Origin of the sequence: Providencia sp. PROV003, from assembly GCF_045040775.1 — a bacterium.
In the GTDB taxonomy this organism is placed as follows: domain Bacteria; phylum Pseudomonadota; class Gammaproteobacteria; order Enterobacterales; family Enterobacteriaceae; genus Providencia; species Providencia huashanensis.
On sequence record NZ_CP096369.1, the window covers coordinates 3,940,206 to 3,963,053 of the forward strand.

The 22,848-nt window shown below is 37.8% G+C and carries 18 protein-coding genes; 7 read left to right on the top strand and 11 right to left on the bottom strand.

Annotated features, from left to right (window positions below):
* Positions 1–165: 165 nt before the first annotated feature.
* Positions 166–3,327, top strand: a complete 3,162-nt coding sequence (locus M1F14_RS18095) for a M66 family metalloprotease (protein ID WP_181469152.1) — start codon at positions 166–168, stop codon at positions 3,325–3,327.
* A gap of 83 nt (positions 3,328–3,410) precedes the next feature.
* Here M1F14_RS18095 and M1F14_RS18100 read toward each other — a convergent pair whose 3' ends face one another.
* Both M1F14_RS18100 and gndA read right to left on the bottom strand, forming a co-directional pair.
* Positions 3,411–4,598, bottom strand: a complete 1,188-nt coding sequence (locus tag M1F14_RS18100; protein ID WP_129466748.1) for a multidrug effflux MFS transporter — start codon at positions 4,596–4,598, stop codon at positions 3,411–3,413.
* Positions 4,599–4,787: 189 nt separating this feature from the next.
* Positions 4,788–6,194: an NADP-dependent phosphogluconate dehydrogenase gene (gene gndA, locus M1F14_RS18105; RefSeq protein ID WP_042846554.1), complete on the bottom strand. Its 1,407-nt coding sequence runs from the start codon at positions 6,192–6,194 to the stop codon at positions 4,788–4,790.
* Between the two features lie 242 nt (positions 6,195–6,436).
* Here gndA and M1F14_RS18110 point away from each other — a divergent pair, with 242 nt between their 5' ends.
* Positions 6,437–8,020 carry a TerC family protein gene (locus M1F14_RS18110; RefSeq protein WP_042846555.1) on the top strand — a complete coding sequence of 528 codons (1,584 nt, stop codon included), beginning with the start codon at positions 6,437–6,439 and terminating at the stop codon, positions 8,018–8,020.
* Positions 8,021–8,202: 182 nt separating this feature from the next.
* Positions 8,203–8,883, top strand: a complete 681-nt coding sequence (locus M1F14_RS18115) for a hypothetical protein (protein ID WP_181469151.1) — start codon at positions 8,203–8,205, stop codon at positions 8,881–8,883.
* Positions 8,884–8,932: 49 nt separating this feature from the next.
* Here the strand turns inward: M1F14_RS18115 and asmA are convergent, their stop codons facing one another.
* The 6 genes from asmA to apbC form a co-directional block, all read right to left on the bottom strand.
* Positions 8,933–10,771, bottom strand: a complete 1,839-nt coding sequence (gene asmA / locus M1F14_RS18120; RefSeq protein WP_048606515.1) for an outer membrane assembly protein AsmA — start codon at positions 10,769–10,771, stop codon at positions 8,933–8,935.
* A gap of 127 nt (positions 10,772–10,898) precedes the next feature.
* Positions 10,899–11,480: a dCTP deaminase gene (gene dcd, locus M1F14_RS18125; RefSeq protein ID WP_042846558.1), complete on the bottom strand. Its 582-nt coding sequence runs from the start codon at positions 11,478–11,480 to the stop codon at positions 10,899–10,901.
* Between the two features lie 42 nt (positions 11,481–11,522).
* Positions 11,523–12,167 carry a uridine kinase gene (udk, locus tag M1F14_RS18130; RefSeq protein ID WP_042846559.1) on the bottom strand — a complete coding sequence of 215 codons (645 nt, stop codon included), beginning with the start codon at positions 12,165–12,167 and terminating at the stop codon, positions 11,523–11,525.
* A 179-nt stretch (positions 12,168–12,346) separates the two neighbouring features.
* Positions 12,347–13,303 (bottom strand): zinc metalloprotease HtpX, encoded by a 957-nt coding sequence (gene htpX / locus M1F14_RS18135; protein ID WP_181469150.1) that lies wholly within the window; start codon positions 13,301–13,303, stop codon positions 12,347–12,349.
* A gap of 101 nt (positions 13,304–13,404) precedes the next feature.
* Entirely contained in the window at positions 13,405–13,965 is a 561-nt protein-coding gene (locus M1F14_RS18140) for a LemA family protein (protein WP_042846562.1), read from the bottom strand.
* A gap of 283 nt (positions 13,966–14,248) precedes the next feature.
* Positions 14,249–15,361: an iron-sulfur cluster carrier protein ApbC gene (apbC, locus tag M1F14_RS18145; protein WP_042846563.1), complete on the bottom strand. Its 1,113-nt coding sequence runs from the start codon at positions 15,359–15,361 to the stop codon at positions 14,249–14,251.
* Between the two features lie 337 nt (positions 15,362–15,698).
* Between apbC and metG the strand changes: the two genes are divergently transcribed.
* The 4 genes from metG to cdd all read left to right on the top strand — a co-directional run bounded on the left by metG (position 15,699) and on the right by cdd (position 20,125).
* A complete protein-coding gene (metG, locus tag M1F14_RS18150) occupies positions 15,699–17,726 on the top strand; it encodes a methionine--tRNA ligase (protein WP_042846564.1) in 2,028 nt (675 codons plus the stop codon).
* Between the two features lie 144 nt (positions 17,727–17,870).
* Positions 17,871–18,338 carry a CidA/LrgA family protein gene (locus M1F14_RS18155; protein ID WP_042846565.1) on the top strand — a complete coding sequence of 156 codons (468 nt, stop codon included), beginning with the start codon at positions 17,871–17,873 and terminating at the stop codon, positions 18,336–18,338.
* Positions 18,338–19,033: a CidB/LrgB family autolysis modulator gene (locus M1F14_RS18160; protein WP_042846566.1), complete on the top strand. Its 696-nt coding sequence runs from the start codon at positions 18,338–18,340 to the stop codon at positions 19,031–19,033. The genes M1F14_RS18155 and M1F14_RS18160 overlap by 1 nt, the downstream gene beginning before the upstream one ends.
* 204 nt (positions 19,034–19,237) lie before the next feature.
* Positions 19,238–20,125: a cytidine deaminase gene (cdd, locus tag M1F14_RS18165; protein ID WP_129466752.1), complete on the top strand. Its 888-nt coding sequence runs from the start codon at positions 19,238–19,240 to the stop codon at positions 20,123–20,125.
* 110 nt (positions 20,126–20,235) lie between these two features.
* Here cdd and M1F14_RS18170 read toward each other — a convergent pair whose 3' ends face one another.
* From M1F14_RS18170 to M1F14_RS18180, 3 genes are read right to left on the bottom strand one after another with little or no spacing between them, the layout of a single operon-like run.
* The gene (locus M1F14_RS18170) at positions 20,236–21,327 is read right to left on the bottom strand and encodes a serine protease (RefSeq protein ID WP_071547868.1); all 1,092 of its coding nucleotides are present in this window, start codon (positions 21,325–21,327) and stop codon (positions 20,236–20,238) included.
* Between the two features lie 3 nt (positions 21,328–21,330).
* Positions 21,331–22,023 carry a hypothetical protein gene (locus M1F14_RS18175; RefSeq protein ID WP_048606514.1) on the bottom strand — a complete coding sequence of 231 codons (693 nt, stop codon included), beginning with the start codon at positions 22,021–22,023 and terminating at the stop codon, positions 21,331–21,333.
* Between the two features lie 59 nt (positions 22,024–22,082).
* Entirely contained in the window at positions 22,083–22,706 is a 624-nt protein-coding gene (locus M1F14_RS18180; protein WP_042846570.1) for a hypothetical protein, read from the bottom strand.
* Positions 22,707–22,848: the final 142 nt, after the last annotated feature.

Here is a 22,848-nt window from a genome sequence, read left to right on the forward strand (position 1 = left end):
TCAATACTCAGCTAGAAATATCATACAAACTTACCATTAATTAAAGTTTAAGACTAACTGTTAGTCAATCATGATTATTAGCTGCACTTTATTTAATATAATATTGATAAGTAATTTTAATTAATTACTTGATTGATAAATACCCAAAATATAAAAAGGAATTTTATGTTTAATCCTACTACGAGCGCACTACCATCAATAACAGAAATAATCGAGGCTGAAAATACCTATCCCTTCACTCTTAACCCTGAAAATGATAACAGAATTTTATTAGATATATGGCACATCATACATGAAGCTAATACTAACCCATTAATAAGTGATAAATACCTAGAAGTACAATTATTCCAGCAACGGTTCAACGATATCATTAATGCAAAAATGAAGTATTTTAATAAAAACCAATTTCCTAATGACCTTATTGGGGAATTAAAGGCTAATGTCACTTTTGCTCAAGCCAGTATAATCCCTGCCAAAAATAGAATTGCTGGAGACACACACCCAACTCTAGTTTCCGACCGTAATACTTTGATACTGGTAAAACCCCATAAAATTATTGCAGAGAGTGAACCTTTTCAATTCAAAATATTTGATAAAAAAAACAACTTATTAATAACTAAAGAGCTTCTTCCCCCTTCAAAACTCCCCCCCACTGCAAATAACCATATTCCAGAAACTGACTTATTACCTCGCTATTTTAATAAAACAAATAAATTTGACCTGACTATTAACCATAATGATGACCTAAAAAAGGCAACAGAAAACCCCATTTACTTTGATAAGTTAATTAAAATAAATGATAAAATAAACATAATATTCAATGACCCTTCCCCGCAGAAAACCTTTGTAATTAATAATAATACTGAATATAGCTATAAATACATCTCTATTTACAATGATTCAAATAAAACCGTAAAAATTGAATATGGTAATAAGCATACCTCACTGAAAAAAAACAACAGCCTTATTTTTATTTGTGATGGAAATGGCCGATGGCAAACAAAGAAGGATGTAGAAATATCTGAGTACTACCGGGTTACACCATCTTCTTTCGAATTTAAACTAAAAGGATTTACTCAATTACTCGCCCCCCGAAAAGAGGGCAGAACTGACACAAATAATTTAGACCAATATTTTAAAATTCACTCGAGTATAGAACTTGAATTAACAGATAATGATTGGGTTAAAAAAATTTACTTAATTAATAACAAGCAGCATAGTGGTAAAAAAATACTGTTTTCATCCAAAACTAAAAAACAAACGGAGATTAGCTTCAATAATAATATTGTCTCACTGAAAAAAGGTGAACAACGACTTCTCGTTTGTAACTTTGATGGCGTATGGGAAAACACTCCCATTGCTGCTCCCCCACCATTAGCTATTTCACCTTCTATAATAGACGGCAGTTTATATGACTTACTCATTAGTGATAACTCACAAATCCAAAAAATCACCAATGATAGTGAATCTTTTAACCAGCTAATCGCACACAATGAAACGATAAAAATAGCAACTAGTGATGGGAATTGGGCGCCAAAATTTCGACTTAACGCTAATGACTTTTTCCATAATAAGAAAGTTATGTTTTCATCCGAAGCTTCTTATACCAGTTCTATTTTCTACGGCAGTAAAAAATATGAGCTAAAAACAGGCGAAAAAATCACTTTTATTTATGATATTAAAAAAAAATGGGTCCCGATAACAGAACCTACCACAAGCGCCCCGCTTGAAAACCTAGCCTATTCAGAAAATACTTGGTCAGCTATCATTCCTAAAGAATATATAAAACCGGGGATACGCTTTGAGTTCAATACCCTTGAGTCTACAGGAGCGCTTAATGATGTGAAAATTGGTGCTCCCAATATCCTGATGATTAACACTATAGATATTGGTATGTTAACCCCCCCAAGGAATGAGTTTGACTTTCAAAATAACCATGAGTTAAACCGCCAATATGGCCAAACAGTCCCCGCTGCGACATTGATTGTAACTCGTTTTGACCCCGTCTACTTAACTCAAGTTGTTACCCCTCGTGGTGAGCTATTTATTGATAAAGCAACAGGCGAAGGGGGTGGTCATGACGGGAATATGCGACATGAGATTGCCAAAGACCTCATTTCTGACGGCATTAATTCAGCCAACTATGGTATTAATAGTTCTCAGGCATCAGCTCCATCATTTCTCCCCACATTCCAAGTAACCATGCATAATTCTGTTGGCGTATACGAAAATGGCATACAACATCATGGTTGGTCGGGAGGCGGTGGAAAAGCCACATTATATGAATCAAAGGGAAATGAGGTTAGCCATGAATTAGGTCATAATTTTGGCTTAGGTGATTATCACGGCGGTCCTGAAGGCGGAACACACACCACACCCGATAAAAAAAACTCATCATGGCTATGGGATTGTGAGTACAATTATTTTATTCCTAACTTGTCACACGACGGGGTATTTAATACTGATGCAATGTCTAGTGGCTACCCTTTCGACTCAAACTATAATTCTTTTACCGCTTACACACCAAATTCATTAGCTGCAATTCAAAAACGGCTTCAAAATAGTTATATATTTTCCCCTGAATCGACGACTGGTTATAAAAAATGGGATTCTGAAAAAGCAGAAATGGTAGATGCCAGCCCTGATCTTTCAGAACTTATATTCTTTCATTATTCGACAAAGAATGGGGAAAATTTAACCGATGAAAAACTTAATACTTTTGCAGAGAAATATAAGTTTATTCACATACAAAGTGGTAATGGCTACCATACTCCTAATATGATTTTCCCTCCTGCCACGCCTAAAAATAAAGGCTCAATCATAAAAATAAGCTCATTTGCAGACTGGAGTAGTAACGTAATCGTCAATAGCGTTGAAAGTAAAATAACTAAAGACAAAATACTATCTTATATTTCGAATGGCCATACTTGGCAAAAAATAGAGAGCCAAGGGATATATAAAAAACCTGATAAACAAGGCGTCCCTATTATTACCTTAACCGGGTTTTATGACCCCGACGGCAAGTTTGAAAGGCAAAGCTGTATACCTCTCTATGGTTCTTTCGGCATGGTTTATCGACCTGATGAACACATTTCCCCTGACTCACCATATTTAGAAGTAATATTACAAGATGGCACAATTAATAAATACCAACTGCATGCCTTTAGAATGAAAGAGGGCCTGATGAATAAATACCATGTCAATATTGAATGGAAGCTTAACCCAGTAAAAGTGAATATTTATGTTAATAATAAAATAGTTCACACTGAAGATATCGAAATAAAAACCCTAAAACACCCAACAACAATTAATGGGGAAATAGTTTAATGTTGATATAAGGTATTAGCATAAAGTAATCTCAAGGCTCAATTAACATTGCTAGCTAATCGAGCCTTGAATAGCATTAATAATTAATGACTTTCGTCTTTAGTTAATTTTAAGCTCGCCTTTCTTGCAACTAAGCCAAAAATACAACCAATTAACATAACTATCGCTAGGGATAGTTTCGGGGCGATAGGTAAAGCAATGGCAAATAACCCTAACCCTGCTCCTCCTGCCATTTGCACAAACCCCACTAACGCAGAAGCCGTCCCGGCTTCGTTACCAAATGGTTCTAAGGCATAACTTGTTGCGGTGCCCATCATAAAGGCAAGGCCGGTACAAGCACATGCGACAGGTAACATATACACAGCCCAATGATTTTGCACTTGTTCAGAGAGTAAAATAAAACCAAGCAGCAACCCTAAACAACCTAATGCCATCATCGTACTGCCCACTAATAAACAAGTTGGCCGGCCAATTTTATGAATAAAGTAATTGGCAATATAGCTGGCAAACATGATCCAAAAACCATTTATTCCAAATACAATAGAAAATTCTAGTGGGGTAAGTTGTGCATCCCCCATTAGAACACTGGGCGCAAGGGAAACATAAGTTAGTGCCATCCCCATAGTCCCTGCATTAACCAAAGCAAAAATGATAAATTGACGGTCACCCAAAATCCGCCAATAGGTTTTAAGTTGGGTCGTTTTTACTGCTGGCAAATTTGTTGGCCGTGTTTCCGGTAATAATATGATAATCAGTACTAATATTACCAACGCATACAGTGCAAGGAACCAAAATGGCGCACGCCACCCCCAAGCCTCCGCCAATAACCCCCCTAATAATGGGGCCAATGCAGGAACAATATTGAGTGTACCATTTAGAAAACCGAAGGCTCGCGCCGCTTCTGTACCATTCATCCGGTCGCGCACACAACTAAAAGCCACTACAGAAGTGCAACAAACCGCAACTCCCTGCAATAAACGAGAAGCAATAAATACTGCCGGTGTCGTTGCTACAATCGCAACACCTGCACCGATGATATATAGCACCATACCTGCAATCGCGACAGGTTTTCGTCCATATCTATCCACTAGTGGGCCCGAAATTAATTGCCCTAACCCCAGAACGAGAATGAACAGTGCTATCGTTGACTGGATCACCGACTCACTGCTACCTAAATCCCTCGCAATATCAGGTATTGTCGGCAAATATAAATCAATCCCTAATGGACCAAGTAATACTAATAAAAGCAATAAAATAAGAAAGTTACGCATAAACCATGCCTAGACTCAATAAAATATAATTTAAAAAATATTCGCTGTTATAAATTATAAAAAAGCTATATTCGATACCGAATAAGCGATTTACTCATCGTTATAAATTAACCATTTTACGGTGCTTAAAAGTCAAAAAAGGCGCTAAACCTAGCGCCTTTTATGTCATCAATAATCAATGATGACGGATTATTCCATCCATTCTGTGTGGAAAACACCGTCTTTATCCGTACGTTTATAAGTGTGAGCACCAAAGTAGTCACGCTGCGCTTGGATTAAGTTTGCAGGCAATACCGCTGAACGGTAGCTATCATAGTAAGAAATTGCTGCTGAGAACGTTGGTGTAGGTATGCCATTTTGCACCCCATAACAAACAACATCACGCAGAGCTTGTTGGTATTCATCGGCAATTTGTTTGAAATATGGCGCTAACAGCAAGTTGGCAATTTTTGCATCTTGGTTATAAGCGTCAGTGATTTTTTGCAAGAATTGAGCACGAATAATACAACCCGCACGGAAAATTTTCGCGATTTCACCGTAGTTGAGGTCCCAATTATATTCATCTGATGCCGCTTTCAGCTGTTGGAAACCTTGCGCATAAGAAACAATTTTACCTAGATATAACGCACGACGAATTTTCTCAATAAATGCTTTTTTATCACCATCAACTGCTTTTAATACTGGGCCACTTAATACTTTAGAGGCGGCTACACGTTGGTCTTTCAAGAATGAAATATAACGCGCAAATACAGATTCAGTGATCAGAGTCAGAGGAATGCCTAAATCAAGAGCACTTTGGCTAGTCCATTTACCTGTCCCTTTATTTGCTGCTTCATCAAGGATCACATCAACCAGATATTTACCATCTTCATCTTTTTTCTTGAAGATATCTGCTGTGATTTCAATCAAATAGCTGCTTAACTCACCTTTATTCCACTCTGCAAAGGTGTCTGCCAATTCTTCGTTACTTAAGTTCAATGAGCCTTTTAGCAATGAATATGCTTCTGCAATTAATTGCATATCACCATATTCGATACCATTGTGAACCATTTTGACATAGTGCCCTGCACCATCTGGACCAATATAAGTCACACATGGCTCGCCTTCTGCTTTCGCTGCAATCTCTTTTAAAATTGGAGCAACTAATTCATAAGCTTCTTTTTGACCGCCAGGCATGATTGAAGGGCCTTTCAATGCACCTTCTTCACCACCAGAAACACCTGTACCGATGAAGTTGAAACCTTGTTCAGATAATTCGCGATTACGACGGATAGTATCTTTATAAAGAGTGTTACCACCATCTATTAAGATATCACCTTTGTCCAAATGAGGAGTCAGCGAGGCAATTGTTTTGTCTGTTGCTTCACCCGCTTTAACCATCAACAAGATGCGGCGTGGTTTTTCCAGAGAGTCAACAAACTCTTCAATTGTATAGTTGGGAACTAATTTTTTCCCTGGATTTTCGGCGATAACTTCATCTGTTTTATCTTTAGAACGGTTAAAGATAGACACTGAATAACCGCGGCTTTCAATGTTCAGCGCAAGATTGCGCCCCATGACAGCCATTCCGACAACACCAATCTGCTGCTTTGACATGAAAAACTCCTGTCTGATTAGGACCAAGTCAGCCTTGATAGTGCTGACATTCTGTTAACGGGATCACATATTAACCTAGGATTGTGCAGCATGGTAGTTATTGATGCAATCGATGACGTATTCACGACTTTTTTTGTCAAAAAATATCTAACTAAAGTGAATTTTTATTGATATTTAGTTCAACAAACCGCATTATTCACCTGTCGGCATAAGCCGTCATATCAGAAGGTAAAACAAACTGTATGGAATGGATCGCAGATCCTTCGATTTGGGCGGGCCTCGCTACCCTTATCGTTCTAGAAATCGTTCTTGGTATAGATAACCTCGTTTTCATCGCCATTCTAGCTGACAAACTCCCGCCTAAGTTGCGTGATAGAGCCCGTGTAACGGGGCTTATGCTTGCACTTATCATGCGTGTTGTCCTGCTCTTTAGCCTGTCATGGCTAATTACGCTAACGAAACCAATATTGACACTCTTTGAGCATCCTTTCAGCGCTCGAGATCTGATCATGTTGATCGGGGGGCTATTCCTATTGTTCAAAGCAACAATGGAGCTAAACGAACGACTAGAAGGTAAAGACGAGCACACTAATACTCAACGAAAAACATCGAATTTCTGGGCTGTTGTTGCACAAATCATTGTTCTTGATGCGGTTTTCTCTCTTGACTCTGTCATTACAGCTGTCGGTATGGTTGACCATATTGGCGTCATGATTGCCGCAGTCACTATTGCAATGCTGTTGATGATTTGGGCAAGTAAACCGTTGACTAGCTTTGTCAATAACCACCCCACCATTGTCATACTGTGTTTAAGCTTCTTACTTATGATTGGTTTCAGCTTAGTTGCCGAAGGCTTCGGTTATGCCATACCGAAAGGCTACTTATATGCTGCGATCGGCTTCTCTATCATGATTGAAGTTCTTAACCAATTTGCGCAGTTCAATCGCCGTAAATTCCTGACGGGAACAAGGCCTCTGCGCGAACGTACTGCTGAAGCGGTATTACGTATTTTAAGTGGTAAAGCAGAAAGAGGTGAATTAGACCCTCACACATCAGATCTGATTGCGGATAACCAATCTGTTTTTGACCCGCAAGAACGTTTGATGATTGCGCGTGTCTTAGGTATGGCACAACGTAACGTTGAGAGTATCATGACCTCACGTCATGATGTGGATTACCTCGACATCAATAAATCCTCCGCCGATTTACTGCAATTGATGGAGAAGAACCCGCATTCACGCTTAGTGGTTATAGATGAAACAATTAGTGATGAACCTGTTGGTGTTGTTCATGTAATGGATTTAGTCAAACAACAGCTTCGTGGTAAACCGCTTAATTTGCGTGCATTAATCACGCAACCTCTAATTTTCCCTGAAGGGTTATCACTATTAAAAGCATTAGAACAGTTCCGTAAAGCCCATACACACTTTGCGTTTGTTGTGGATGAATTTGGCTCTATCGAAGGTATCGTCACATTGACCGACGTAATGGAAACAATCGCGGGTAACTTGCCTGTTGGTGATGAAGAAAATGACTCACGCCACGATATTCAAAAACTGGATGATGGTACTTGGATTGCCAACGGCTTTATGCCACTTGAAGACCTGATCATGTTTATCCCAATGGAATTAGACGATAAGCGTGAATATGAAACAATTGCAGGTTTACTAATGGAACACTTACAGCGCGTTCCTGAAGTAGGCGAACAAGTGACTATCAATGGCTGCGTATTCCAACCACTTGAAGTCAACAGTCATCGTGTTAATAAAGTGCTCATTACACCGCCAGCACCTGAAGGTGATGGCTATGAATTTGAAGATGACTAACCTTTAGTTCTAAACAAAATAAATGCCGGCCTCTGAGCCGGTATTTTTTGTTTCACTTTTAGTAAGAAATGGCTATTTAATAGCGGTAAATAAAAACAACATCGTTTTTTAAAAGAATAATCATTGAAATACTGAATAATTTATAGCATTGAATACACCTAATCTTTAATAAAGGTCACACTATGCATATAAAAACTCAGTCTCCAAATATAAATACGTTGCAAACACAGAAGATTAATCAAACTACAAATAAATCATCAGGAAAGGTTGCTGTTACCGCGAATCGACTTCAAAATAATACTGAACAATATCCTATGGCTTCTAAAAAGAAAGTCCGCTTTTTAGAAAACAGCCAAATGAAAGAGTTATCTAGTCAAGAGACCACGAGTAAACTCTCAGAAAATAAATCTATTGATGCCTTAACCAAAAAAGAATTACTGATTACATCAGAGAAAACAATCCATAAGCAAGATATCAAGGATTTAAGAAATCACATATCTAAAAGCTTAGATTTAATTTCTAAACAAATAAAAAAAATAGGCACCTCAGATGGTCGAAGGTGTAAAATTACCCTACCTAAAGATACAATGAATAAGTTTAATAACATATTATTAAACTTAAAAGATAATATTCAACACTATAAGAATAAATTAGGGCGTTCAACTTATCAGCACAATAGTAATAAAGAAAAAACGCTTAGCAAATTAGAAGATAAATTAAATAATACAGCTGGGAAATTTATAAAAAGTGAAGGAAGAAATAACTATTTATCTAGGGATAGTTCAGTTAAGCAGACTAACAATACCTTTGAAAACACAAAACAAAGGCAAGAAGATTATAAAAATGGAAATGGCTACTATTAATGTCCATTTGCACTTATAAAAAACGCCCAATAAAGGGCGTTTTTTTAAGTTAAAGCGCGTTTAATAAATCATTAAGCCCTTTATTTTCTTCTTTTTTTAAGAAATTACCAATGGCTTCTTTAGCTTGAGTTCGTAATTCATTTCGCAAGAGTTTTTCCACATCTAGCTGGTACTGTAAACTATACCAGCTACCGTATATCCGCAGAGGAATTGTCATCTCTTGTAGCTGTTTAACCAAGCGTGAATCCCCTCCCCAACCATTGGCGATATTCACACCTAAATTAACATCTATAGTTTCATTAGGGATATTCATATTCCCTTGACCATTAATATTAACCAAGGCAGAGGTCGCTTGCATGGAGGATATATTTAAATTACCTTTATTCAAAATACCAGCTACCTTGAATAAATCTACTTCCGTATAATTACCAGTATTAACGGGAGCATTTATTTTATTCGTAACACGAGAAACCGACTGCTGAATTAGTTGTGGGATATTCAAGCCTTGTAATTTGGCACTTCTCAATTCAAAGCTAACCGGCCCCTGCCATTGGTTTTTTACCGCATAATCATCATACCCAATACCCGATAAGGTTGCATTTAACGAAATAATACCGCTTATTTTCTGCGGCATATTAAATGCTTTTAGTAATGGTGTTAAATCGATATGGTTAAATTTTGGCTTAGCTGAAACATAAGCAGGAGTTGAGCGGTAATTCAAGGTGACGGGCAATGAGAAATCCCCACCAAACGCTTTCCCTTGCAGTTTAGCAACGCTAAAACGTGGAGCTTGGTTTTGTGCCTCAAAAACCACATCAGTTACTGTCATTCCACGATAAACTAAATGATTAATAGCTAAATTAATATCTGCGGTAAAAGACTGTAAACCAGATAAATCATACTGTTGAGTATTTGAACCTGATATCACAGGTTTAACACCGACACGGTTATTATTTGTCTCAGCCGTTGAATTAGAATCAGCCGCTGCTGTACCAAGTAAGTTATCTAAATCTAATTTATCTGAAACTAACTCAATCGCCACTTTTGGGATATCTGTTAATTGGATACTGATATTGCCCGTTAAGCTACTCTCATTGGCTTTGATCAACAAATTACTCAAACTTGCATTTTCTATTTTCCCTTTTGAATACAGGAAATCGCTGGTAATCTGCCCTTCTATACCGTTTTCGGGTAAATCAACACCACTTAATTTATAGTCAAATTGTGTCAACTTCCCACTAATCTTTTGATTAATATTAGATAAATCTATATCAGCCCGTGTATCAAAAATAAGTTCTTGCTGGTTTTTATTCAAGTTACCACTGAATTTGGCTGCGATTTGTTTTTTATCACTTTTTTTCAATGATAAATTTATATTTCGTAAATTAAATTCATCTTTAGCAGTTTGCCAGATAACTAAGCTATTGGATATATTGATTTTTTCTATATCTAATAACCAATTAGTTTTTTCTGTTGGAGAGGATGACGGCGCTGTTCCGCCAGGGGCTACTGGGGCATTGGTGTGAATTTTGGGTTCGCTTTCTGGTGTTTTGCGAATGACCGCACCATCAATCACAATTTGCTCAACGGAGAGCTTATGAGAAATAAGCGGCCATAATTCAACATCTAGGCGCATGTTTTCCGCACTAAGAACAGGAGTTGTCGCATTAGGAGCAGTGAGAGATATCGGCCCCGTAATGATACTGAGTGTAGGCCAAACATGCCAACGCATATCCCCATTGAATTCAAGCTGATATCCACTTTTTTTATCTACTTGTTCCACAATGTAATGACGGAAATCGTTGGGGTTTACTAGCATCACAAGTGTTGTCAAACCCGCAACAATGACCACAAGTAAAATAATCAATGTCGTTAAAAAACGTTTCATGCTTCCCTCTCTTAAAACCCACCAGCGCCCATCATAAAGCGAACTTACACCACGGCTATCCCTGAAAATGGGCGGAAATTGCTTCTCATATCCTTCAAGAACAACAAGTTCCGCAAAATTACAGTGCTTAGTCTTCGCTAATCCGGCTACCTACTGCACCTTGTTGGTTTTTATATTTAGCATCTTGACGGCTATTATATGGGCGGTCTGCACTACCAGATAATGGCTCAAAACTTAAAGCACCGATCACCATACCCGGACGTAACGCTAAAGGCAATTTCCCAGAATTATAAAACTCTAACACGATTTGCCCATGCCAGCCGGGATCGATTCGATGTGCTGTTACGTGCACCATCAAACCCAGCCTTGCTAGTGAAGAACGACCATCTAACCAACCAACAAGATTGTCAGGGAGCGTAACAGACTCAAGCGTCACTGCAAGTGCTAATTCCCCTGGATGTAGGAAAAATGGTTCATCTTCACCTAGCACGATTTCATCGCTCATTACACGATCCAACGCGGCATTAACCTCATTTTTGGGACCGCTCAGGTCAATAAATGCAGCGGTATGCCCACGAAAAACACGGAATTGATTACCCAGTCGAACATCAGCGGTTGCACCATTAATCCGTTCAACGGGTGGGCGTGGGCTAATGACTAATTTACCATCATCCATCCATTGAATAATATCGCGGTCACATAGACGCATGGTTGTTTCCCCCTTCATTATTTTAGTCTCTGCGCTAATTTGTTAATCTTGACAGAATTCACCAATTTTTGCTTTCAAGACATCTATCGCAACCCGGTTTTTACCACCGCGAGGTACAATAATATCAGCATATTGCTTAGACGGTTCAATAAACTGCAAAAACATTGGGCGCACAGTTTTATTATATTGTTCGATGACAGAATCAAGTGTTCTGCCCCTTTCATTTACATCACGTTTAATGCGGCGCATCAAGCAAATATCGAGTGGAGTATCAACAAAAATAGAAAAGTCCATCTCACCACGTAAGCGTTTATCAGTTAACAATAAAATGCCTTCAATGATAATGACTTTTTTAGGTTTAAACGTAATGGTTTTTTGTTTGCGAGTATGAGCGACATAGTCGTATTGAGGAATTTCTACTGCTTGACCACTTTTCAGTGATTTAAGATGCTCATAAAGCAAGCTGTGATCCATTGAATTAGGATGGTCATAGTTTACTTTAAGCCGTTCTTCCATTGGAATATCTGCTTGGTCTTTATAATAACAGTCCTCTGGAATAACACCTATATTATGATCACCGACCTTTTCCCTAAGTTCTCGATATAGAGTGCTTGCAATTAAGCTTTTGCCAGATGCAGAGGCTCCCGATATACCTACAATGGTACAGTGATGCGCTATGTCAGTCATAAAATGATAACCTGGTTAAATATTTTAGAAATGAAAATACATAACATAGAAATGTTATGTTGGCGGAATTATAGGGGGTAATGACGTGTTGTTCCAGCATCCCTCGGCAAAGTTTGCTAAAAAAACGCCAATATTTGAAGAAAAGCCGCTAATCAATACTCGCTGTATTTATTTTACTATTAAAATTGCTTTTTACCTTCCAAGACAGCAATGCGGTTTTCAATAGATGGGTGTGTAGAAAAAACTGAATCTCCCTTATTAAAAATATAAGCCGCTTTTCGATAAGCCTGACCAGTACTTCGCTCATCGTACTCATGGGTTTCATGCTTCCCAGATATTTTTTTCAACGCACTGATCATGGCTTGGTTATCAGATGTCAGATCGACTGCGGCTGCATCTGCCATATATTCACGTGTGCGAGATAAGTAAAAATAAAGAATTTGTGTTATCCACGGTAAAACGAAATTAAGGACTAGTAAAATAACTTGAGCCTTATTAGCGGCATTATTTCTGCTTCGCCCAGCCGTGCGAATAAAGATTTGGCTAAATAAATTAGTCACCGTCAAAATAACATTTGCTAAAATACCCACATACAAGGTTAATTTTGAGTCCCCATGGATAATATGCCCCACTTCATGAGCTAAAACGGCCTGAACCTCCTGTCGATTAAGGCTTTGAAGCAAACCTCGGGTCACTCCCACAAGGGCATTACGTTTGTTCCACCCCGCAGCAAAAGCATTCGGCTCGTCAGTATCTAAAATATATAAACGTGGAATATAACCTAAACTAGCGCTCAAACTAAGCTCTTCGATAATATTGAACAGTTGTTTTTCTTCAGAACTTTTTGCATTTTCCTGAGTGATTTCCCTAGCGTTCATTCCCGCTAGCATCATTTTATGTCCTCTGAAATGAATATAAATCAACCCAAGAAATGTCAAACCTAGAACAATAAATGTCGCTATAGGCCACTCTTGAAACGTCACAAACTCCATCGCATTATCAAACAAATCTAGCTGTTCATTTGGGTGCGTTGCAATATCCGCCAGTAAACCAATGAATAACATTAGCAAAATGTAACTCATCACAACTAAACGAGTACGAATATTATTTTTGCGTATGACGTTTCTAAAATCCATAAAATGACCTGTTCTCTACAATAATACAAAACATTGGAATGCTGTCGAGAAGGAACCTCAGCACCCCAATGATTTTTCAATATTATGAATTAAAACGATATTTAATCGAAGTTAATACGACGTGATTCTTCAGATTTAATCGTTTCTTCATCAAGACGCCAGTATTCCTTAGATATTTTTAAGCTCGGAATAATACCAACAATCAGTGCAGCTGGCATTGAGGCTATATAAGCGTTATACGTTTCTAATGAACGGTTATAACCACGTTTGGCAAAAGAAAGTTTATTCTCAGAAGAAACAATTTCCTCTTGCAAATTGGCCATAATCGCATCTGACTTTAACTCTGGATAAGCTTCAACCGCAACATTGATAGCGCCACTAGTCACCATTTTAGACAGCGCATCTTCCGCTTCTCGTGCTTTATCCCCTGTTGCATTTTGTGCTTGGGTTCGTAGTTCAGTAATTTTACTGAAAACTTCGGTTTCATGGCTTAAATATTTTTTAACCGTTGCAAGCAAACTATCAAATACTTTTCCACGGCGATCTAATTGAACTGAAATTTCAGTTTCACTAGAAATAACCGCTTCACGCAATGCCACAATGCGGTTATAAAAGTAAAAAATAATAATCGCTATAACAACAATAAAAATTAAAAATTTCATAATCACCTTTTAGGGCTTACCCGCAGGAAGACAACTGATTAAACAAGATATGCTGCTATTCTACGCGAACATTAAGCAATAAAGAAACGCTAAGCATATAAATCAGAAAAATAGAAAGTTTAGGTAAACATTTTTCCGTTATAAGAGATATAAAAAACAAAAAGAAAAATACAACTCAGAACATTTGCTAATAAAAAAGGGGAAAAGCCGCGCTTCCCCCCTATTTCACTTATTAAGCTAGTTTACTTTTAGCGCTCAATAATGGTTTCTACTTTGCGATAACTTAAACCGCACGGAAAGAAATTTCCGTTGGGATTTTATCCCCTTCCCAATACATAAGTGCAGAAATACCTGACGCAATTTCACGGTAAATATCCGCAAACTCACCTTCAGGGTCACGCATAACTGTCGGTTGCCCGCGGTCTAAGTCTTCACGTAGAGAGATATGCAGTGGAACCTGCCCTAATAACTTAGTATGGTATTTTTCTGCTAATTTCTCTGCGCCACCAGTACCAAAAATTGGTTCAACATGGCCACAATTACTACAAATATGTGCACTCATATTTTCGACCACTCCCAGTACAGGGACATTCACTTTCTTAAACATCACGATACCTTTCATGGCATCAACTAATGCGATATCTTGTGGGGTAGTAACAACCACTGCACCGGTTACTGGGATATTTTGTGACAGTGTGAGTTGAATATCACCCGTTCCTGGTGGCATATCGATAACTAAATAGTCTAAATCTGGCCATAGTGTATCTTGGAGCATTTGCATTAATGCTTTGCTTGCCATTGGGCCACGCCAAACCATCGCATTATCGTCAGTAACTAAATAACCGATTGAATTCGTTGCTAGACCATAAGCCATTATCGGTGCCATGTGCTGACCATCAGGAGATGTAGGGCGCTCTAGTGTGGTCCCTAACATATTCGGAATTGATGGGCCATAGATATCCGCATCAAGAATACCGACTTTAGCCCCTTCTTGCGCCAAAGCTAATGCTAAGTTTACCGAGGTACTTGATTTACCAACACCACCTTTACCTGAACTCACCGCTAAGATATTACGAACACCATTAATACCGGGCAAATCATTTGCTCGTTTTAACGTCGTAATATCATGACGAAGTTTCCATTCAACTGCGTGTGCGCCGGTTTGTTGTTTTAATTCTGCTGTTTTTTCGCTAATTAATGCTTGAAACGGCCCTTTCCAAACGAAAGGCATCACTAACTCGACATGCAGCACATTGTCCAACATTGCGCAGTGGTGTAATGCTTTAATAGCAATCAAATTACGTTGCAGCGTTGGGTGTGTAAATGAAGCCAAAACCTTGGAGACTTGTTCAGTCAACAGTTCTGGTTTGTTTTGCTCGGGGGATTTATCGTTCATCCCGGCTCCTTTATTTATATTTTTGAACTATGTATATCCTAAATAGCGTCTCTAGGTTTATCAAACTCAGTAAACTACCGAAGATCCGCTGAATATACTTTGACTAAGATTAATCATAACAGAGAACACAAAAAATAGTGAAGCTAAGCTCAGGAAAAGCCACGAAGAGTTAATCTCCCCCCCTAAAGTGAACTGAATGACAAAGTTTTATGGTGTCTCAGATAACAATTTCTTTTTTAAACAAATTTCCAATTAATATTTTATACCCCTAGCAGCGATGGTTTTGATCGGTTAACATCAAAGACCCTTTTCAAATAATGGAAGTAAGAAAGTTACTATGTCTCAAGTCGCGAATAAATCACTGGTAACCTGTGCGTTACCCTATGCTAACGGTTCAATCCATCTTGGTCATATCCTGGAACATATTCAGGCTGATATTTGGGTCCGTTATCAGCGAATGCGCGGCAAAGAGGTTCACTTTATCTGTGCCGATGACGCGCACGGTACGCCAATCATGCTTAAAGCGCAGCAACTCGGTATTACTCCCGAAGAAATGATTGCAGCAGTGAGCCAAGAGCATCAGGACGATTTTGCTGGTTTTGCCATTAGCTATGATAATTACCACTCAACACATAGTGCAGAAAATAAAACATTATCAGAACTGATTTATGGGAAGCTGAAAAATAACGGTTTTATTAAAAACCGAACCATTTCACAGCTTTTCGACCCAGAAAAAGGCATGTTTTTACCTGATCGCTTCGTTAAAGGCACTTGCCCAAAATGTAAAGCTGAAGACCAATACGGTGACAACTGCGAAGTGTGTAGCGCAACCTATAGCCCAACGGAATTAATTAATCCACGTTCGGTGATTTCTGGTGCTACACCTGTAATGCGTGATTCCGAACACTTTTTCTTTGATCTTCCTGCATTTAGCGACATGCTTCAAGCGTGGACTCGCTCAGGCGCATTACAAGAACAAGTCGCAAACAAAATGCAAGAATGGTTCGAATCAGGCCTACAACAATGGGATATCACCCGTGATGCGCCTTATTTCGGTTTTGAAATTCCTGATGCGCCGGGGAAATATTTCTATGTCTGGCTTGACGCTCCTATCGGCTATATGGGCTCATTTAAAAACCTCTGTGATAAACGCGGTGATCTCGATTTCGATGAATTTTGGAATAAGGACTCAAAAACTGATCTTTACCATTTTATTGGTAAAGACATCGTCTATTTCCATAGCCTATTTTGGCCAGCCATGCTAGAAGGCAGCAATTTCCGTAAACCGACAAATTTATTTGTTCATGGCTATGTCACGGTAAACGGTGCAAAAATGTCTAAATCGCGCGGTACTTTTATTACTGCTCGTTCATATTTAGATCATTTAGATGCTGATTGCTTACGCTATTACTATGCAGCGAAGCTATCTTCACGTATTGATGATATCGATTTGAATTTAGAAGACTTCGTACAACGAGTGAACAGTGATATCGTCAATAAAGTGGTTAACCTAGCCTCCCGTAATGCAGGTTTTATCGCTAAACGCTTTGATGGCAAATTATCAGCAAACTTAGCTGAACCTGAGCTATACCAACAGTTTGTCGATGCTGCAAAAATCATTGGTGAGGACTATAACAACCGCGAATACAATAAAGCTATCCGTGAAATTATGGCTCTAGCCGATATCGCTAACCGTTACGTAGATGAGAAAGCCCCTTGGGTGGTCGCGAAACAAGAAGGTAAAGACCAAGAGCTGCAAGATATTTGCTCTATGGGTATTAACTTGTTCCGAATTCTCATGACTTACCTGAAACCCGTTTTACCAGGCCTGACTAAACGTGCGGAAGCATTCTTAAATACGGAACTTGCATGGGATGCGATTAACACCCCATTATTGAACCACAGCGTTGCACCGTTCAAAGCGCTATTTAACCGTATTGAAATGGCAAAAGTAGATGCGATGGTTGAAGCCTCAAAAGAGAGCATCAAACCTATCCAGCAAGTTACTGGGCCTTTGGCTGACGATCCTGTCCAAGACACTATCACTTTTGATGATTTCGCTAAAATAGACCTACGTATCGCGTTAATCAAACATGCTGATTTTGTTGAAGGCTCTGATAAACTTTTGAAATTACAACTAGATATTGGTGGTGAAACTCGCCAAGTATTCTCTGGTATTCGCTCTGCTTATCCAGATCCAAAAGTATTAGAAGGCCGTTTAACCGTGATGGTTGCAAACCTTGCGCCACGTAAAATGCGCTTTGGTATTTCAGAGGGTATGGTAATGGCAGCAGGCCCTGGTGGAAAAGATATTTATCTGCTCAGCCCTGATAACGGAGCACAGCCAGGTATGCAAGTTAAATAACGAGCATATGCAGTAATCCAGTTATTTGTTATAAGTGGGGAGCTAAAAACTCCCCACTTTTTTATTGCCTTTTTATTGTGATCGGTAGCACAATTATAAAGTTAATTGTATGATGAATAGATATTACATAACAGGACCAGTCTCATGTCATTTAAGCAGGTACTGATAACGGGGTGGCAATATTTGCGCGCTTTTGCAATACTTTACCTCTGCCTGATTATCGGAAACCTTATTTCCGCACTACTTCCCTTTTCCATTCCCGGCAGCATTGTCGGTATGTTAATCTTATTTGTATTGCTTGCATTACAAATAATTCCAGCTCACTGGGCCCAACCCGGTTGCAGTATTTTATTGAAAAATATGACCATTCTGTTTGTTCCTATTGGTGTTGGCATAATGAATTACTATGAATTAATCAGTCAACAAATGGTTCCTATCATCGTTTCTTGTGTGGTCAGTACCTTAATCGTCATGGTCGTTGTTGCTATCAGTTCAAACTATATCCATAAAGAACGCCCTGTCGTTGGCGCTAAACCAGATGAAGTTCCGTTACCCCCTGAAGAACCTATTTCTTCGGTTATTAATAATGATAAAACTAAGGGGGAGGACTAATGCTAGCGCATATTTGGTGGTCATTGCCGCTGACTATTGTAGTGTTTTATTTAGCACGCCAGCTGTCAGTAAAATTTAAATTACCAATTTTAAACCCACTATTGGTCACAATAGCGGTGCTTATTACGCTATTAGTTTTAACTAACACATCCTATGAGCACTATTTTGCAGGTAGCAAAATACTCAATGATTTACTGCAACCTGCAGTCGTCGCGCTTGCTTTTCCACTTTATGAGCAAATGCACCAGATCCGCGCTCAGTGGAAATCCTTATTAAGCATTTGTTTTGCTGGTAGCTTAGTGGCTATGTTCAGTGGTGCAGCCATTGCACTCTGGTTAGGTGCAACCCCTGATATCGCAGGTTCTATTTTACCTAAGTCGGTCACTACCCCTATTGCGATGGCTGTTGCTGATTCGGTTGGTGGGGTCCCTGCCATTAGTGCTGCTTGTGTGTTGTTTGTTGGGATTTTAGGCGCCATGTTCGGCCATAGCTTATTTGATGTGCTGCGTATTCGAACCCACGCGTCTAGAGGCCTTGCAATGGGAACCGCTTCTCACGCCTTAGGCACCGCACGTTGCGCTGAAGTGAATTATATTGAAGGGGCTTATAGCTCACTAGCACTAATGACCTGTGGTGTGATCACTTCACTTATTGCTCCGTTTATATTTCCTGTCATTTTACATCTTTTTAGCTAAGCTTAACTCACTAAGAAAATAACTAATCATATGAGTAAGAGGAATTAATCAGCCTCTTACTCACTAGCGCACATTAAAACATGAGATACTTCTCTCAATTCAAGAATTTGTTTCATATGTTTCATTTAAAATAGTGACTTTAGTCACATATTGTTCTACGTATTATTGAATAGAATGAAAACAATTAAATAGGGAGGGTAACTCATGCATTCAAGATTTAAGGCCGCTTGGGCCGAGCTTCCAGAAAAGTTACAGTCTGTACTTAGACCTATCATCGATAAGTCCGATTTTTCGGGGATGTTAACCGCAGAACAAGTTAAAAATATTAAAACACAAAGTGGTATTAACGATTCGGAATTAGCTTTTGCATTGTTACCTTTTGCCGCAGCCTATGCCGTCACACCTATCTCCCATTTTCAAGTTGGTGCAATCGCTTGCGGTGCAAGTGGTAATTTGTACTTTGGTGCCAATATGGAATTTAGCCACGTATCAATGGGGCAAGTCATTCATGCAGAACAATGTGCTGTAACCCATTCATGGATGAAAGGTGAAACACAAATTACCTCAATTACCGTGAATTACACACCTTGTGGGCACTGCCGCCAATTTATGAATGAATTGCGTGAAGGTGGCAAAATTATGGTGAATTTACCAGGCCGCACACCTGCGGTACTACACCACTATTTACCAGACTCATTTGGGCCCTCTGACCTCAATATTACTACACTACTGCTAGACACTGTTGACCATGGTTATAAAAACCAAAGCCGTGACCGGTTATTAAGTGCAGCAATTGAGGCTGCAAACCAATCCCATGCACCTTATAGTAAGGCCCATTCAGGTATTGCGTTACAGTTGAAAGATGGCTCACTGTTTACAGGCCGCTACGCAGAGAATGCGGCATTCAACCCAAGTTTACCGCCACTGCAAGCCGCTTTAATTATGATTAACCTTGCAGGTAAAGATATTCATGCCATCGACCAAGCTAAATTTGTTGAAAAACAAGATGCGATTATCAAACATTGGTGTGTGACCGAAAATACATTACAGGCACTAGGTTGCCAAAATATTGAATTAGCTTATTTGGATTAATGTTCTCTCATGTTCCATGTATGGTTATTGTCAACAAGCTAATTATTGGCAATAACCATTTTTTATGTTTCATATGTTTTTAATAAATTGATAAAACTTTAATTCAGTAACTAACTAAAAAATGAATTTGATGAATAGCTAGAAAATCGAGAGGGAATATTTGATGCTGTTCTGTCTGAGAAGTAGTTATTAAAAGAACTATCGAATGAATTCATTGATGACATATTGTCTCTTAAATTATCAATCATACGATCATAATGATTAATATTAGGTTGGTAATTAATTGATGGTGAGTTAAATAAGCCTGTTTCTGGTAATATATAGTCAGGTCTTTCTAAATAATATTCAGACAATAGATTTTTATGTGTAAATTCCGTTTGACCACGCCAATCTGTTTGTACAGAAAGTCGATTATTATCGCCAGATGGGAAATTCCAAAATGAAAACCTATTAGTTCCTCTATCGATTAATGGATTACCTGTTTCGTACACTAGCGCATTAATATTATCTATATTAGTTTTAATTGTAGGTGTTACAATGGAACCATATGTCTTTTTAAGACTAATGGTTACTCCATCCACAGCATTGTCTATGTCTACAACCCTTCTAAGCCAACGGTGTATTTGAGGTTGCTTACTAGCAGGGGCATCATATAAACTTTCAAACATAATATTTAAAGTTCTTAAACTTAATTCAGTTTCTTTTTCTGTATTACCTACCGCATCCAATGCCTTTTGCCAATACACCTCCCTTATTTCTCCGTTTGATAGTACATCAAAAACAGGTTGTAAGGTCCAGGATTCCGCAGGTAAGCCATATTTACTAAAAACACGTTCATGAAATTTCATTGCTTCTTCATGGGTTATATCACCTTTTATTTCTATGCCTTCCTCAGTGAATCTGTCTCGTAAAATTTTGACATAACCATAAGCCATATCGAATCGTATATTGTTAACTTTATCCTCATTAAATTTTTTACCATTTTCTATTGTTACTTCTTCTAAATAATTTAACGCAAAAGCACCTGAAAAAGAGTCCCCTTTTACCACACTATTAGCTAACGGAGCATATCGATCCCCTTTGCTTTCTAAATATTCATACATCAATTCTGGTTTTTTAGTTAAAATTAATATTTTTAAAGCCTTAGACGTATCAGTCCAATTTAATTTCATATTCCCTTTTCTACTAGTTACATTATTCATTTATCATTTCCTATTTATCATTTTCTGGTTTAAAAATATAACAATATCATTCTTTATTTCTTCCCACATAATTAAATCATCAAAAATCATATTTAACCTAACTTTAACACCAATGTTTTCAATTAAAAAAATAGCATCACAGTCACTATACTCCTGTCTAAATGGAATCCAAATACATTCAAATAAAGTATTTACATCATTATTTTTCAACTCCCAATAGTATCTGTTTTTATAATATTCCGGATCAATATTTTTTTTCATCCTCTTTAATTCAACATCGCTAAAGTAAAGATTTATTTTTTCATCATACAATACCTCGCCTTTTATTTTCTCCTCTCCTCTATCAAGATATAAGTATCTTTTATACTCTAGATAGCCATTAACATCTCCATCTAGTGGTTCAATAGATACTCTAATTATTTTTATATTTTCATTTGAATCAATTGGTTTCATTTCTGGCCATGACATCCTCATTGGCAGAATTCTAAAATTAGCCTCACACCCTTTTTTGTTTTCAACAAACCTTGGATCAAAATAGCTATACCCTTCATATTCAGCAAATGGAAAAACATACTCACTAGGAACTTCGATAATATTCTTATTAAACTGTCCACAAACAAAACCGGGGCGGTTCTCCCCATAAGAAATATGAGAGAATAATAATAACGGTAGAATCAAACCAAAATATAATTTCATAATAATTGAAATCTTAACATTTATATAACATTTAATTTTTAAACTTATTTAAATGAAAACTATGATTTAGCAAAAGATAATGTTTTACTCATACGTTCATACCATTTATTAATAATGATTTTCTGTTTTTTAGTGGCCTTCTTTTCCTTTTCTAACATCACTTTCATTAAGCTGTATATTACCGATAATTCCTGGCCACGGTCTCCGGAAGCTGCCATAATTTTTTGCCAATAAAATTCTTTTTCTTTTTCATCTAATACAGAAAATACCACACCTAAAACCCAAGCTTCTTCCGGTATTTTATTACGTAACATAACCAGATAGTGTATTTCATCTGCTTCTTTATAGGTCATATCATGAGAGACTTTTTCACCTGTACTCTGTTTCCTCGCTTTTCGCTTCAATACTTGAAGCATTTCTAATGCATGGTCATAATTTATTTTGTCTATCAATGTTTTATTAATTGTTTTGTTTTTTTCTTTCATCACCAAATAAAAATAATCTGTTATAACTCGACCAAAAATTGATGAACCATATTTGTTTTCATAGAAATAGTTGTCAATATTCCTTAGTGTTTCTATTGGGTTATAGTCTGCTCTTGAGTGATTCATTCCTCCTAGAAATGCCATAATAAGTAATATATAAATACGCTTATTTCTTAACACCCCATTAATTAAATTCATAAAACTCCTTAGTGAAAAATGAAATATAAAATAAAATTCAACTTATATAAATTTAAAACTTGCAGCAATATATGATGTTTGAAAATATAATTTCGCTTACAGTAAACTAATTTTTTCACTCACTAACTCATTAAAAACAGTG